Below are 14519 nucleotides of genomic sequence, written 5' to 3' on the forward strand. Positions count from 1 at the left end.
GCTCCGCCCCGCCCTCGACCAGCGCGACCGAAAAGCCCTCGCCCCCGGCAGCAAACCGCCGCGCCACGCTCTCCGGCAGCCCTTCCGGCAGGGCCATCCCCTGCACCACGCCGCGGTTGCCGGTGGCGAGCACCGCCGCCATCTGCTCGATCAGCCCGCCGCGCGTCTCCGGCACCAGCAGCACACCCCCGCGCGGGTGCAACGCATAGAGATTGCGCTCACCCACCGGCCCCGCCAGCTCCAGCTCCGCCCCCAGCGCCGAGGCATCGGCATAGCGCCGCGCCTTGCGCGCAAGCTCGGCCTCGCCCTGCGCGTCGAGCCAGTCGGCAAGGTCCTGCGCTGCGCCCGGCACGCGCCCCCCGCGCTCGGCAAACACTGGCGCGCGGCTGACCAACCGCCCGAGATAGAGCGGCCCGCCCGCCTTCGGCCCGGTTCCCGAAAGCCCGCGCCCGCCGAACGGCTGCACGCCGACAATCGCGCCGATCACGTTGCGGTTGATGTAGATATTGCCGACGCGAATGCGCGCAGTGACGTTCGCGACCGTCTCGTCCAGCCGCGTGTGCAGGCCGAAGGTCAGGCCATAGCCGGTGGCGTTGATCTCGTCGATCAGTCGGTTCAGCCCTTCGCGCCGGAAGCGCAATACGTGCAGCACCGGCCCGAACACCTCGCGGCCAAGGTCTGCCATGGAGCCGATCTCGATGATCGTCGGCGCTACGAACGTCCCTTGCGCGCACTCGTCCGGCAGCGCCAGCTGGCTCACCGCAAGTCCCTTTGCCCGCATCATCTCAATGTGTCGCTCGATATTGCCCTTCGCCTCGGCGGCGATGACCGGCCCGATATCGACATCGAGCGCATCGGTCCGCCCGATCCGCAATTCCTGCAACGCCCCCTTCAGCATGGCGAGCGTCCGGTCGGCCACCTCTTCCTGAAGACAGAGCACCCGCAGCGCCGAGCAGCGCTGGCCGGCGCTGTCGAAGGCCGAAGCGATGACATCGGCCACAACCTGTTCGGCGAGCGCCGAACTGTCGACCACCATCGCGTTCTGTCCGCCCGTCTCGGCGATCAGCGGGATCGGCCTGCCATCCGCCGAGAGCCTGCCCGCCAATTGCCGCTGGATCAGCCGGGCCACTTCGGTCGATCCGGTGAACATCACCCCAGCCGTCTGCTCTGCGCCCACCAGCGCCGCCCCGATCGCACCATCTCCGCAGACCAGCTGCAGCGCATCCTCCGGCACGCCCGCCTCGTGCAGCAGGCGCACGGCTTCGGCAGCGATAAGCGGCGTCTCCTCGGCGGGCTTGGCCAGTACCGCATTGCCCGCCACCAGTGCCGCCGCGACTTGGCCGGTGAAGATGGCCAGCGGGAAGTTCCACGGGCTGATGCACACCACCGGCCCCAGCGGCACTTGCGCCGCGCCGAACGTGGCCCTCGCCTGCGCGGCATAATAGCGCAGGAAATCGATCGCCTCGCGCACTTCGGCAATCGCGTTGGGCAACGACTTGCCCGCCTCACGCATGATCAGGCCGAGCATCACCGGCATCCGCGCCTGCATCGCACTCGCCGCCCGCTCCAGCTTCGCCGCCCGGCTCGCCACCGGTTCCTGCCACCATCGCGAAGCCGCCGCCCGCGCCACGGCGGCGACCGCGTGGTCGGGCGAGACTTCGGCTACATGCCCCACAACGTCGCGGTGATCCGCAGGGTTGAGCACTGCCCGCCCTTCTCCCTCACCCGCGCGCCAGTCCACCGCCGCGCTCGCTTGCAGATCCCGCGTCAACTTCTCCAGCACTGCTTCGGAGGCCAGATCCAACCCCGCCGAATTGCGCCGGTCGGGATAGATGGCCGTGGGCAGTTCAATCCCGTCATGGCGCGCCCCGGGGTGCGGCATCGCCTGCACCACCTCAACCGGGTCGGCGACAAGCTCGGCCACCGGCACTGACGGGTCGCCGATGCGGTTGACGAAGCTGCTGTTTGCCCCATTCTCCAGCAATCGGCGCACCAGGTACGCCAGAAGCGTCTCGTGCGTCCCCACCGGTGCATAGATGCGGCACGGCCGGTTCAGCTTGTCGGCGCCGACGACTTGGGCGTAGAGCGGCTCGCCCATGCCGTGCAGGCACTGAAACTCATAGTCTTCCGGTCGATAGTCCGGCCCAGCCAAATGATAGATCGTCGCCAGCGTCTGCGCGTTGTGCGTCGCGAACTGCGGGAACACCGCATCGGGCGCGACCAGCAATTTGCGCGCGCATGCCACATAGGCAACATCGGTGTGGACCTTGCGGGTATAGACCGGGAAGTCCTCCAGCCCTTCCACTTGCGCGCGCTTGATTTCGGCGTCCCAGTAGGCGCCCTTGACCAGCCGCACCATCATCCGGCGTGCCGACCGCCGCGCCAGATCGACGATCCAGTCGATTACCGCCGGGCAGCGCTTGCCATAGGCCTGGATCACGAAGCCCAGGCCGTTCCAGCCCGCCAGCTCCGGATCGGTCGCCAGGCTTTCCAGCAAGTCAAGCGACAGCTCCAGCCGCTCGGCTTCCTCGGCATCGATGTTCAGCCCGATGTCATAGCCCATGCACAGCTTCGCCAGCGTTTTCACCCGCGGCAGCAGCTCGTCCATCACCCTTCCCGCCTGCGCCCGCGAATAGCGCGGATGCAGCGCCGATAGCTTGATCGAGATCCCCGGCCCTTCGATGATCCCGCGCCCGGCCGAAGCCGCGCCGATCACGTGGATCGCCTTTTCGTAATCGGCGTAATAGCGTGCCGCATCCGCCGCCGTCGTCGCCGCCTCGCCCAGCATGTCATAGCTGTAGCGAAAGCCCTTCGCTTCCAGTTCACGCGCGCGGCCCACCGCCTGCTCGATGGTCTCGCCGGTCACGAATTGTTCGCCCATCATGCGCATGGCCAGGTCCACGCCGCGTCGGATCACCGGCTCCCCGGCCCGCGCCACCAGCCGCGTCAGCGCCGCGCCGAGGCCCCGATCGTCGACGCTGCTCACCAGCTTGCCCGTCACCGCCAAACCCCACGACGCCGCATTGACGAACAGCGAACGCCCGCCGCCCAGATGCGCGCTCCAGTCGCCATCGGCGATCTTGTCGCGGATCAGCGCATCGCGCGTCGCGGTGTCGGGTATGCGCAGCAGCGCCTCGGCCAGGCACATCAGCGCCACGCCTTCCTCGCTCGACAGCGAATATTCCTGCACCAGCCCTTCAACGCCCGTGCCGCGATGCTCGCTGCGCAGTGCCGTGACGAGATCGCCTGCCGTCGCACGAATGGCCGCGCGCAAATCCTCAGGCAGCGTCGCCGCACGCAGCAGTGGCGCCAGCGCCTCGGCCTCGTCGACCCGCGCTGCAGCGGTGATCGCGCGGCGCAGCGGCGTTGCAGGACGGACAGGCGGGGCGAACGAGGTGAAGGGCGTGATCATGGCCATTGACATACCACGAGGCCAGACGGCAATCTGACCAAAGAACCCCCAGTCTAAAACCTGATTGCCTTTTCATGCGTCATTCAAAGGATGATAATGCCCAAAACAGGTCTCACCGCAGGCGATCTGGACGATCATGACCACAAGATCCTCAAGGTCCTGCAGGCCGACGGCCGGATTCCCGTCACCGCGCTGGCCGAAAGGGTCGGCCTGTCCAAGACGCCCTGCCAGGTCCGCCTCAAGCGCCTGGTCGAAGGCGGCGTGATCCGCGGCTTCACCGCGCAGGTCGATTATGCGCGCCTCGGCATGGACCACGTCGCCTTTGCCGAAGTGAAGCTGTCCGACACGCGCGACAAGGCGCTGGCCGAATTCAACGCCGGCGTCCTGCGCATCCCGGAGATCGAGGAATGCCACATGATCGCCAGCAGCTTCGACTACCTCCTGAAAGTCCGCACCCCCGACATCCGCCGCTACCGCACCGTGCTGGGCGAAAAGATCTCGAGCCTGCCGCACGTGGCAAGCACCTCGACCTTCGTGGCGATGGAGACGGTGAAGGAGTAGCCCGGCGCAAGGCGGATCAATAAGGAGCGCGCGCTTTATCACTCATTGTTCCGCAGCGGCCAAGGCCTGCGACAAGTCGGCAACGATATCGCCGCGGTTCTCGATCCCGATCGACAACCGGACCGTTGCATCGCGCACGCCGAACTTGTCGCGCAACTCCACCGGCACGCCGGAATGGGTTGTCGTCGCTGGGTGGCTTGCCAGCGATTCTGTACCGCCGAGGCTGACCGCCAGCTTGAAGATCTGCAGTGCGTTGAGGAAGCGGAACGCCGCCGGCTGCCCGCCACGAATGTCGAAGGAGAAGGTCGATCCCGCCCCGCCGCATTGCCGCGCGAACACCTCCGCCTCCATCGAACCTGCGTCGGCGAACATGGGTGTGGCCACGCTTTCCACCGCCGGATGATCCTTTAGGAATTCTGCTGCCGCGACGGCATTGGCATTGGCCCGCTCCATCCGAAGCCCCAGCGTCTCGAGCGAGCGCCCGAGCATCCAGCAACTGTGAGCGTCGAGCTGCGTTCCGATTGCGCTGCGCAGCAATCGGACGTCGCGCATCAGCTTGGCGGAGCCCAAGGCCGCACCCGCGACAAGGTCCGAATGCCCACCGACGTACTTGGTCAGCGAATAGACCGAAATGTCCGCACCATGCTGCAGCGGCTGCTGATAGACTGGGCCAAGCAACGTGTTGTCGCAAACCAGCAGCGGCCGCTTCTCCTGACGCTGCCCGATCGCTTCGCAAACCCGCGCCACCATCGCGATATCGACTAGCGCATTGGTCGGATTGGCCGGGCTCTCGATCATCACCAGCGGAACTGGGCCGCGCGCCAAGGCGCGCTCCGCTGCTGCCCAGACCGCGCTCTCGCTGAGACCATCAGAAAAGCCTTCGGCCCCGATGCCGAGGTTGGCAAACGTCTTCGCCAGCAGGGTCTCGGTCCCGCCATAGAGCGGCTGGGAATGCAGGATCACTTCGCATGGCCGTACGAAGGCAAGCAACGTCGTGGTGATCGCAGCCATGCCGGATGAGAAAACCACCCCGGCATCGGCCCCTTCGTAGACCGCCAGCCGGTCCTCCACGATCTCACTGTTGGGATGGTTGAAGCGCGAATAGACAAGGCCGCGGCCCTGCCCCGGCGGCGGCTCCTTGCGCCCCGCAACGTAGTCGAAGAAGTCGCGTCCTTCCTCGGCCGTGGGGAACACGAAGGTGGAAGTCAGGAACACCGGCGGCTTGACCGCGCCTTCGGACAGGAACGGGTCGTATCCGTAGTTCAGCATCAGCGTTTCGGGATGCAGTTCGTGATTGCCGATAGCGGTCTTGCTCTCACGCGGTGCGTTCATGGCGTCCTCCTCCTGCCTTGTCGATCTTGTGCGTACAACGCCTGAGGCAACGCCCGGTTGCATCCTCGCGACAAGGCCTTCGCATGGGTCTTGCCTTTGCCCCGCACCACCGCCAATCAGCCGCCATGCGCATTGCCCTGTTCGAACCCGAAATCGCTGGAAACGTCGGCGCCGTCATGCGGACCGGCGCCTGCCTCGGCGTGGAGATCCACCTGATCGAGCCGCTGGGCTTTCAGTGGGAGGACAAGCGTGTACGCCGCGCCGCAATGGACTATATCGACCACGTGCGCGTGATCCGGCACCCCAGCTTCGCGTTCTTCCGCGAGGCGGCTGGACCCGGCCGTCTAGTACTCTTCACAACCAAGAGCAGCGCCTCGATCTACGACTTCACCTTCGCGCCCAGCGATATCCTGCTTTTCGGCAAGGAAAGCGCTGGCGTCCCTGCAGAGATTTCGGACATCGCCGACGCCCGGGTGCGCATCCCGATGCGGCCAGAGGTCCGCTCGATGAACCTCGCGACCTCCGCCTCGATCGCCGTAGCAGAGGCCCTGCGACAGACAGGCGGCCTTCCCTAGAAGATGAGCCAAAGGGTAAAGGGCTCGCCCTCGACCAATCCCTCAGCCTTGCGCACCGCTGACTTGATCGGCACCATCCATCCTAGCGCCTTCGAGGGAAATGCCGAGGTTCGCCACTCGGTCTGGCCAACCTTTGCCACGACCTTGACCGCCCCCCACCCCGAACGCCGCCCGCTTTCCAGCCGGTGCATCACTGCGGTCCCCGAAAGCGCCTCGCCCACCGGGCCGGCGATGGTGGCAAAGAACCAGTCGCCGCCATTTGCGCCGCCCGCCCAGCGCCACAACGTCGTAGCCAGGCTGTAGACTTCGTCGTTCATTTGCGGCGACGCACCGGCACCTTGAGATTGCAGATGTCCACCCCGCCGGCTGGCTGCACGTAGAACGGCTCGCGATGGTTGGCGCTCGCCTCGGCATAGCTCCGGAACGATGCGCTTTCGGTCGAAAGGAACTCGTAAGTCGGCAGGTCCGCCACTTCGCTCGCCGGATGGAGCGAGACAATCGGGGTGCGCTCGGACGGATCGGCGTAGACACCCATCGGCGCCGGGCCGCGCGGCAGCGAGGACATGAACTGCATCCCCTCGATCACCCGCCCTACCACGGCGAGGTTGCGGTCCAGCTGGCGCGGCGCATGCCCGATTGCGACATAGAGCTCGGCCCCGGTCCCGGTATCGGGCGGCATGTCGCGCGCAACGCCAATGCTGCCATAGCAGTGCACCGGCCACGCGCTCGGTCCCGCTTGCGATGCCGCCACCGGCCAGCCGCGATAGAAGAAGGTCTCGTCGGCGTAAGGATCGGAATCCTTGACCTTGGCCCCCTTGCGCGCCAGCGCATGCCAAGCGGCGTGGGTGCCCTCGATCGTCGCCAGCCAAGTGTCGAGCTCTTCATGGGTCGCGCTGCGCTCAGGCCCTTCGGGCCGCACCACATAACGCTCCTGCGGCACCTGCTCGATACCTGCGGGCAGAGGCTTGGCCTTGGTCTTGTCCTCGCCATCGGCATCGCCCCATTGCGACACCCAGTTGTCCTGCACGCGGTAGACGGTGAGACCGTCCCACCAGTGCGCCGCCGCCAGCTTGCGCACGTTGCCCACCCAGCCTTGCGAGAAGGGCTCGGGCATCAGCTGGATCACCACGCGACGGGGTCTACCGATGGAATCGGGTGCGAGGTCTATGACCAGCAGGTCGTCCGCCGAAATCGCCTGCCAGTCAGCGGCTGGTGAAGCAGCCACAACCTCCCCCGGCGACAGCGCGGCGGCAGGCTTGGCAGACACAGGCGAAGCCGCAACGGCGGCCAATGCAAGAAGAAGCGACATAACTTCATCATTGCAGGAAGCCACGCCTTGCGAAAGCGATCTTGTGCGGCTAGGGGGCGCCTTCCAGAGCAATGCGGAGCGGTGGCCGAGTGGTCGAAGGCGCTCGCCTGGAAAGTGAGTATACGTCAAAAGCGTATCGAGGGTTCGAATCCCTCCCGCTCCGCCAATAACCTTTTTAATGTTTTGATTTTATTGGATAATTAAGGGCGATGGTGGATTGATCAACCTTCTACCCACCATACTGCGGTGCATTGCGACGCAACAGTTTGCATCAGTGTTTTGTGATTTTTGGCAGGCCTTCAATTTCCACTTCGACCCTGCCGTTTGTGGAATCCTGCATCTGACTGAGCGCGAGAGACGTGAAGTAGGTGTTCTCGCCCGCAAGGCCCGGATGCTCCAAAGCCGCACAAAGTGTTGCCTTGATCATTTCCGGCGCTAACGCGGAACCTGAAAACAAACTTAGCAGCCTATCCATGATGACTTTGCCGGACCGGGCAGGCTTACCACGATTCGCAGCTATCTCGGCTAACTGGATTATTGCGACTGCACCAACTCTGAGCATCCCGTCATTTGTCAGACCTTCAGGGGCTTTGTCAGATACTACGTCCAACCCATGCACGAATATGGCCCCGGCAGGCGGATCACCAGCTAGAACCAATAGGACACGGCCACCGAGCACGTAAAAATTCAGCCGCCCACCTATCAGGCTGACAATCTGGTCATACCCTTCATTCACCACTGCGCTTCCCCTAGAAGTAAATTGTAGGCGTTCCGAGCGTCATCTTCTGTGCAGTCTACGCTAAGAGGACGACTACGCAAGCGAGCGTCAATTGCCGTTGCTACGTTTGGCGGCATGCTTGGAAAATGGAGCCGTCCTTCAATCGATGCGGCATACGGGTTATCAATCCGTTCGGTGATGCGTTCACACTCTGCCCGCCAAGCATCGTAAATCTTGCGCAACCGTGGTGCTAGATGGTGGACGGCATATCCGAATGGGTCGCTGCGCTGCATTGCCGCTTCGATTGCCGCCATGCGCCGGGACAGGCTAACTCTGCTCACTTTCTCAGGCTCGTTATAAGCAGTTCTAGTTGCTCTACCTGATGTTTCAATTCATTCAAACTGGCCGCATCCCCGGCAGTTTTGAACGCTTGGGCAAGACGAGCCGCCTCGTCAGGTGAAATCATCGCGTTTGAGGCCGCCTCGATAATCGCATTCGGACTCGGATTTCCACCAAGGTCTATGGTCCTACCCCCACGCGGCAATGTGGCGTCCAAAACATATTTGATCGCCGCAAAATCACCATTGCTGACTTTTTCGGCAAGCTTGGCGACAGCTTCTGATGCAAGGCCTTGAATAGCGCGTTGGGCGCTATGGGAGATAGTGTCAGAAGCGCCAGCACGTCGCCCCCCACCGGGATTGCCGGGGGCAAACTTGCCATTTGATAGCCTCGCGCCCGGTTCGTTTGATACAAACATGTCCATTAACCCCAAGAAACGCGACAACCGCGATGCTGAAGCCATAGGGCCAGCGCGTGGGTGCAGAAGCCGTTCCGTCTGCAAGGCGACGGCATACCGTGCGAACGACGCCAGTTTTTGGCCGTCTGTCTAGAAATCTCCATAGCCGCGTACGCTTTACCCGCGCTCATGGAGCCCGGATAAAGAGTCACGGATTTCGGCCAGTTGACCGGGCGGCTCATTTGCCTGAGACCCGTTCAAGGATCACCTGTGCGGGCTGATCGAACATACGGGCAAGGTGTTGAATGATTGTGCGGATCGTTCGGTCATCATCCTTGGACCTTTCCAACCGTGCTTTGTGCTTGGCAAGCGCGGCTTCCCCGGCTCGCTGGACCGCTGCCTCGTCCACGCCTGTAGCCAGAACATTGCCTTCCAAACTCGGACGGTTCGGGTGCATCGCAGCAATGGCCGTTCGCTCAATATGGGCAAGCAACTGGGCGCGGTCATTCACCATAGGGCGCAACTGCGGTGCAACGTTGGCAAGGTCGGGATAAAGCGACAAGGCCGATGCTTCGGCAAGGCTCATGTCCTTCAGTCGCTTGGCCTGCTCTGTCATCGGCAGTGAACGCCACAGGGTGCGGTATTCAGCACCGTTCGCCGGATCGATGATTGCGGCTTGGATATTTCGTTCCGCTGCTTCAGCAGCACGCTTGCGGGCCATCAAACTGCCAAAGAGAATTTTGGTTTCTGCTTCGGCAGTCCGGCCTTGCACCGACTCGCTAAGCGCCTTTGGCAACGCCTCAGGCAACATGACCTTCGTCAAATCGGTTTTCTTTTCGTCAACGGCAATCAGTTGCTCTTTGACGGGGTTGTAAGCGTCATCATCATTCGGGATCGATACAAAGTTGTCGAATACGGTGGTTCGAGAATTTACAATATAAGGCATGTCGCAAGTCCTCAAGGTTAAGTAAAGGCAACGACACTTAATTGACCTAGTGCAAAAGCATAATCAACATGAATATTGCGCATAATGAGCCAGCTTAAAATATGCACGATATTACTCATAACGGCCACATAGTAGACAGCTTGCTCCTAATGCTCCCAATGTTCCCCACTTTTAAGGAATCTAAGACCTAGAAATTCCCGAAAACTTTTTTCAGGTGTGTAGGAATCGAGAACATTAGGAACATCGGAAACACTCTCAGCCCCCTGTGGCCCTTAAAGCGAAACGTGCCGCCATTATCCGCCTGACAATTTCTGAATTTGAAGCGGCTCTCACATCGTCGCCAGTCAATCCGCCGCGAACTATCAGTACGGTTTCAGATTTATCCGCAACTCGAACCTTGCCTGCTGTGAGCATTCCGGCGCGCTCGATTTCATGATGCAAGGCGCGACTGGCTGGTGCATCATCGCCAACAAATTCGCGCAAGTCTGAAACGGTAGCCAGATCATCCGGCCACTGATTTATGAAGTCGCGACAGGCGCGCGCTACTTCCGATTCTAGTGCGATTAATGCTTTGCGCTTTGCATCGTTAATTGGAGCTGGTTCATGTGGATTAAATCCATAAATATCGAGGGTCACGAAATATTTTTGAACTGATGCAATGAACGACGTTTCGTTCATTATGCTGTGCAGATAAGTGTACCACTCTGGATTTTGCCGAAATGTTGGGTTTTCAATTACGATAATTCGGCGATCACTGTTATCAAATGGCAATGCGTCCAAATGATTGGAAAACATGAGCCATCGGCAACAGTTTTTCTCGACAGATTGTGCGCCGTATTTCGGATTAAGGGACCGTGTTTCTTCTGTAATCTTTGATTTCAACGACTCAGACTTGGCATAGCGATTGATCGAATGGCCTTCGCGAACCTCGTCAACTGTTGCGACTAATTTTTGCGATATGCGACCGTTAAACCCGCCGAAAAGTGCGTCAACATTCATGTTTGCGGCCAAATATCCCCGCAATGCCCGCGTTAAAATGCTTGCAAGCGTGCCGCGTCCTATGCCGGTTTGCGTTGCAATCATCAGATAGCAGGTGTGCGGCAAATCACCGGGTTTCTGGAATATGTGCGCGACCCATTGCAAAAAGCGGGTTCGTTCGGCTTCGACCGGCACAAGATATTCGACATGTTGCAGGAAGGGTTTCGCCCATTCTTGCCAGTTGGTCGGTGCTTCCATCATCGTCGGTGGAATCCACAGGTTGTATGCCCGGTCGCCGCTTTGAAGCCGCTCAGGCGGTCGGCAAAACTCCGGTTCGCCCGGTGCCCATGTGATTGTATCGGCTCCAAGCCTGCTTGGGCTTTCAAGCCACAGCTTCAGCACCGGTACGTGCTTGATGACCGGTCGGCCCTCATTGTCGATCTTGCCGGTATCCACAGGGTGTTTCGAAGCGGCAAATTCGTGGTTCGCGTCTGCATATTTGCGAACCGTTTTGGTTGACCGGCTCACAATGTTTGAACCGTCGCCAATGAATACAAATTCCGCATGCGCTTCATCAAGCGTTAGGATGGTCGGTAAGACTCCAAAGCTGATGTCGTCGCCAATTCGTTGATCATCGCGCAGACGTTGAGCGCGACTGAAAAAAGAGCGGTTCGGATCGGCAATAGCCTTGGCAATGGCAAGTCTGGTTTTGCGTTGATCACCGCGCGATAAAGCGGACTGATTGAACAAGCGTTCCATGCGAACAGGATTGCAGCCTGTCCACCAAGCCAGCGCATTCATAAGCGCTAGGTCGGCGCTGCTATGGTCAAACGCCCGGTCGCCTTGGTCGGGAAAGTATCGTCCAAGGGCGACCGGATCGGCGTTCCACAGTTCGGCAAACGTTGCCGCGCGGCCCAACGATGCAAGCGGGGCTTTGCTGACAAGTGCCCCCCTGATCAATTCATCATCATTGCTTTGGTTATCATACCCGGCGCGCGCCTGATCGGTCCAGTTTACAGGCGCATAGTCGCTTTCCTGTTCCGCATTGGGCAACCATGATGCAAGCGTACCTGTCCAATCGACAGAGGGTTCCCCATGCCATCCGGACGTGCCAAACGCGATGAACCGGCCAAAGGTGTAGCACTCGCATCGATTGCCATTGGCATCGGTGAATTTTCGCCGTTTGTTGGCCAATCTAGGCTTGTCGCTCACATGGCCTATGCCGTGTAGTCCCTTACCCGACTGCGACACTTCCCAAGCGCCCGGAAAGCCCAACATGGCGGCATTTGCGTGAGGCTTCCATTCGTTGGTGTTGGGATCGGCGCAATCATCCAAATCGATAAATGCGAACGGGTCCTGAGTGGTGAGAACGAAGCCTATGCCGTTGTATCCGCCCCTTTGATATGCTTCGTTTGCTACGGAGTAAGTGCCCCATGTGGCCGGGTTATCTACCGATGCAGGCATGCCAGTTTTAGGATCGATTGGCACTTTGACGGGCTTTGGTATGCCTGTTTTATGTATCAGCTTCCACACCACGAATTGAGGGTGAGAAAGCAGTGCCACCGGTACGGGAGACACAGGCTTGCCACCATTGGCGGCATTTGGTAATTCTGACATACTTGAAAAACCTTTTGCAGCCCGGTGGACTCATCACAGTCCACCGGGCAATTTTTTATCGTTCACCTGTGTGCAGTTGCGCCGGAAGGCTTCAGGTCTACCATGCGGGTCGATTCCCATGCCTCTAGGTCGGACGGTCGCCAGCGTAGGGTTTCGCCGGGTAGGCGGATGGGAGCCGGAAAGTCGCGGTCCTCTCGCATCCAGCGATAAATGGAATGCTTCGTGGTCGCATAACGTTCGGCCACACGGGCGATTGGGATAAATTCAGACATTGGGCAGTCTTTCCAACGGGAAGCGGGCCGCAAGATGAATGCAGCAAGCGTGCTTCGTGTTTTGGGGAAAGCGCTGGACATCCATCCGATGCGCGCCGGACCTTCACCGGCATTGGGTCATCCAACCCTGAATGCCCCTGCTATCCTGCTAGGTTGGCTATCAACCAAGCTGCCCTAAATCGCAATGGCTGTCAACAGTTTGCAACGGAAAAGATTTCAATTAAGCTGTCAGTCTCGCATGATTACTTGAGGTGCCTAATATGCTACGAAAATACCGAATCATTTTTCCAGCTTTTCTCGCGTTATTTGCGGCAATGCCTGCCTTTGCTGGCGAAAAGAGTGTCAAGATTGATGTCGATGGCAACACATACCGCGTTTTCATTCGCGATGATGAGGTAAAAGTTTTTAATAAATCCGCCCCCACGGCGATAAAAATGGGACGATCTACCATCAGGCGTGATCAAATGAGGAAAGCTGTGAAGATGGTGACCTCCTGCGAATTAGTAAACGACATATGGATAGAAAATTACAGACTCGGCAAGTTAGACTGCAATGGCGATGGCATTGCAGATAGGGAATAACCTAAATTGCTACCTTTTCGCCACTATAACGACATTGACCGCGCTCTTTTCCGTCAAATAGCCCGCCCAATCTGCCATCAGGCGAATGCGCTTCGGCAACAGTGAGCCGCGTTGATATGCCGCTTCTGCTTTGTCCGCCAACTGATGCGCCAAGGCGTGTTCAATGACTTCGCGCGGGTGTCCGGTTGTTTCTCCGGCCCATTCGCGAAAAGTGGACCTGAAGCCATGCACCGTTAAGTTGCCACGCTCCATGCGCTTCAGAACGGCGGCAAGCGTCATGTCCGATAGCGGCTTGCCTTCCTTTGCTCCGGGAAACACAAATCCGCTTCGCTCGTTTTCAGGTGTTGCCTCAAGTAGCGCAACAGCCGCGTCTGACAACGGCACAACATGTTCTCGCCCTGCCTTCATACGATTGGCTGGAATCGTCCACAGTTTGCGCTGCAAATCGATTTCCATCCATTCTGCATTTCGCACTTCGCCAGAACGTGCAGCCGTTAGAATGGTGAATTGCAGTGCTTTCGCTGCCGTCCCGTCACGCTTGCGCAATTCCGTCATGAATGCAGATGCTTCGGCATATGGCAACGATGCGTGATGCTTTGGTTGTACCTTACTCCCACCCATTAGCGGCTCTAAACATCCGCGCCAAGCCGCTGGATTGTCATTCCGATAATCTCGCGCCATTGCGTAGGCCATTATCTTTTCAATTCGCTGTCGGACGCGCGAGGCCGTTTCGCGCCTCACATTCCAAAACTCTCCCCCACCTGCTTTTGCGACCGATTGCCTTAGGATCGCTTCGATCGCGTTTCGGTCAATAATCGCGACTGGCTTGTGACCGATATGCGGAAAAACCCAAGTCGCTAAGGTGCTTTCCCATTGCGCCTTATGCTTGTCGTTTTTCCAACCGTCCTTGTTTGCTTTTAGGAATGCATCAGCGACATCGGCGAACGTCACGGGACGCTCTTGCCCCTTGCGTTCGGCCACAGGGTCGCGACCGGCCTTAATATCAGCAGCCATGCGCCGCGCTTGTGCCAGCGTTGTGGACCGCTTCGGGTCTGACATGTTGTAGGGTCCAAGCCCGCGCTCCATTCGCTTGCCGTGTTGGACGATGCGAAAAATCCACGAAGCGGACCCGGCGGGTGTAACCTGAATCATCAAGCCCGCTGGACGACCGCCAACGGGGAAGCGGGTGTTATGCTTCTGCCCAGTTTCGGACATTGACACTATCGCCGCCGCAATCCGGGAATCCAGTTCCTTGACGCTCAATTCTTTTGCTGTGACCGGCATACCTACCCACCATAAACCTACCAAAAAATTGTGCAGCATGTCGCATCGGAATGCAACAGGGTGCAATTGGCTGGAAAGTTTATATATTGATAAATAACGTAAATAGGTGGGGTCGGATTTCAAAAGGGGGGTGGGGGGTCCCTTTCTTGGCGGACTCCCGCTCCGCCACTTCATACGATGGGATGCCGGCCCTCCAAT

General features: G+C 59.7%; 13 protein-coding genes and 1 tRNA gene. 4 read left to right on the forward strand and 10 right to left on the reverse strand.

The window, feature by feature from the left end:
• Positions 1-3418 (reverse strand): trifunctional transcriptional regulator/proline dehydrogenase/L-glutamate gamma-semialdehyde dehydrogenase (gene putA / locus AX703_RS03255; protein ID WP_062342603.1); only part of this gene is annotated, 3418 nt, incomplete at its 3' end.
• Positions 3419-3508: 90 nt separating this feature from the next.
• On the opposite strand from putA, the gene AX703_RS03260 reads away from it, so the two are divergent.
• Positions 3509-3973, forward strand: coding sequence for an Lrp/AsnC family transcriptional regulator (locus AX703_RS03260; RefSeq protein WP_062342605.1), 465 nt, complete (start codon positions 3509-3511; stop codon positions 3971-3973).
• 42 nt (positions 3974-4015) lie between these two features.
• On the opposite strand, the gene AX703_RS03265 is transcribed toward AX703_RS03260, so the two are convergent.
• On the reverse strand, positions 4016-5305 hold the full coding sequence (locus AX703_RS03265) for a cystathionine gamma-synthase family protein (protein WP_062342607.1): 1290 nt from the start codon (positions 5303-5305) through the stop codon (positions 4016-4018).
• 125 nt (positions 5306-5430) lie between these two features.
• On the opposite strand from AX703_RS03265, the gene AX703_RS03270 reads away from it, so the two are divergent.
• On the forward strand, positions 5431-5880 hold the full coding sequence (locus AX703_RS03270; RefSeq protein WP_039334991.1) for a tRNA (cytidine(34)-2'-O)-methyltransferase: 450 nt from the start codon (positions 5431-5433) through the stop codon (positions 5878-5880).
• Here AX703_RS03270 and AX703_RS03275 read toward each other — a convergent pair.
• Both AX703_RS03275 and AX703_RS03280 read right to left on the reverse strand, forming a co-directional pair.
• Entirely contained in the window at positions 5877-6197 is a 321-nt protein-coding gene (locus AX703_RS03275) for a DUF1905 domain-containing protein (RefSeq protein ID WP_062342609.1), read from the reverse strand. The genes AX703_RS03270 and AX703_RS03275 overlap by 4 nt on opposite strands.
• Positions 6194-7189: a peptidylprolyl isomerase gene (locus AX703_RS03280; RefSeq protein ID WP_062342611.1), complete on the reverse strand. Its 996-nt coding sequence runs from the start codon at positions 7187-7189 to the stop codon at positions 6194-6196. The genes AX703_RS03275 and AX703_RS03280 overlap by 4 nt, the downstream gene beginning before the upstream one ends.
• Before the next feature lie 75 nt (positions 7190-7264).
• On the opposite strand from AX703_RS03280, the gene AX703_RS03285 reads away from it, so the two are divergent.
• Positions 7265-7355 (forward strand) — tRNA-Ser (locus tag AX703_RS03285).
• 105 nt (positions 7356-7460) lie between these two features.
• Here the strand turns inward: AX703_RS03285 and AX703_RS03290 are convergent.
• From AX703_RS03290 to AX703_RS28800, 5 genes are all read right to left on the reverse strand, one after another.
• Positions 7461-7925, reverse strand: coding sequence for a hypothetical protein (locus tag AX703_RS03290; RefSeq protein ID WP_156451890.1), 465 nt, complete (start codon positions 7923-7925; stop codon positions 7461-7463).
• 319 nt (positions 7926-8244) lie between these two features.
• Positions 8245-8670, reverse strand: a complete 426-nt coding sequence (locus tag AX703_RS27195) for a hypothetical protein (RefSeq protein ID WP_156451892.1) — start codon at positions 8668-8670, stop codon at positions 8245-8247.
• A gap of 211 nt (positions 8671-8881) precedes the next feature.
• Positions 8882-9589 (reverse strand): hypothetical protein, encoded by a 708-nt coding sequence (locus tag AX703_RS03295; RefSeq protein WP_062342615.1) that lies wholly within the window; start codon positions 9587-9589, stop codon positions 8882-8884.
• A 255-nt stretch (positions 9590-9844) separates the two neighbouring features.
• Entirely contained in the window at positions 9845-12130 is a 2286-nt protein-coding gene (locus tag AX703_RS03300) for a DUF5906 domain-containing protein (protein WP_156451893.1), read from the reverse strand.
• Between the two features lie 116 nt (positions 12131-12246).
• A complete protein-coding gene (locus AX703_RS28800) occupies positions 12247-12537 on the reverse strand; it encodes an AlpA family phage regulatory protein (RefSeq protein ID WP_082734368.1) in 291 nt (96 codons plus the stop codon).
• A gap of 170 nt (positions 12538-12707) precedes the next feature.
• On the opposite strand from AX703_RS28800, the gene AX703_RS03305 reads away from it, so the two are divergent.
• Positions 12708-13037, forward strand: a complete 330-nt coding sequence (locus AX703_RS03305) for a hypothetical protein (RefSeq protein WP_156451894.1) — start codon at positions 12708-12710, stop codon at positions 13035-13037.
• A gap of 9 nt (positions 13038-13046) precedes the next feature.
• On the opposite strand, the gene AX703_RS03310 is transcribed toward AX703_RS03305, so the two are convergent.
• Positions 13047-14360: a site-specific integrase gene (locus AX703_RS03310; RefSeq protein ID WP_197423599.1), complete on the reverse strand. Its 1314-nt coding sequence runs from the start codon at positions 14358-14360 to the stop codon at positions 13047-13049.
• Positions 14361-14519 lie beyond the last annotated feature (159 nt).

Origin of the sequence: Novosphingobium sp. CCH12-A3 (genome assembly GCF_001556015.1) — a bacterium.
Lineage (GTDB): Bacteria > Pseudomonadota > Alphaproteobacteria > Sphingomonadales > Sphingomonadaceae > Novosphingobium > Novosphingobium subterraneum.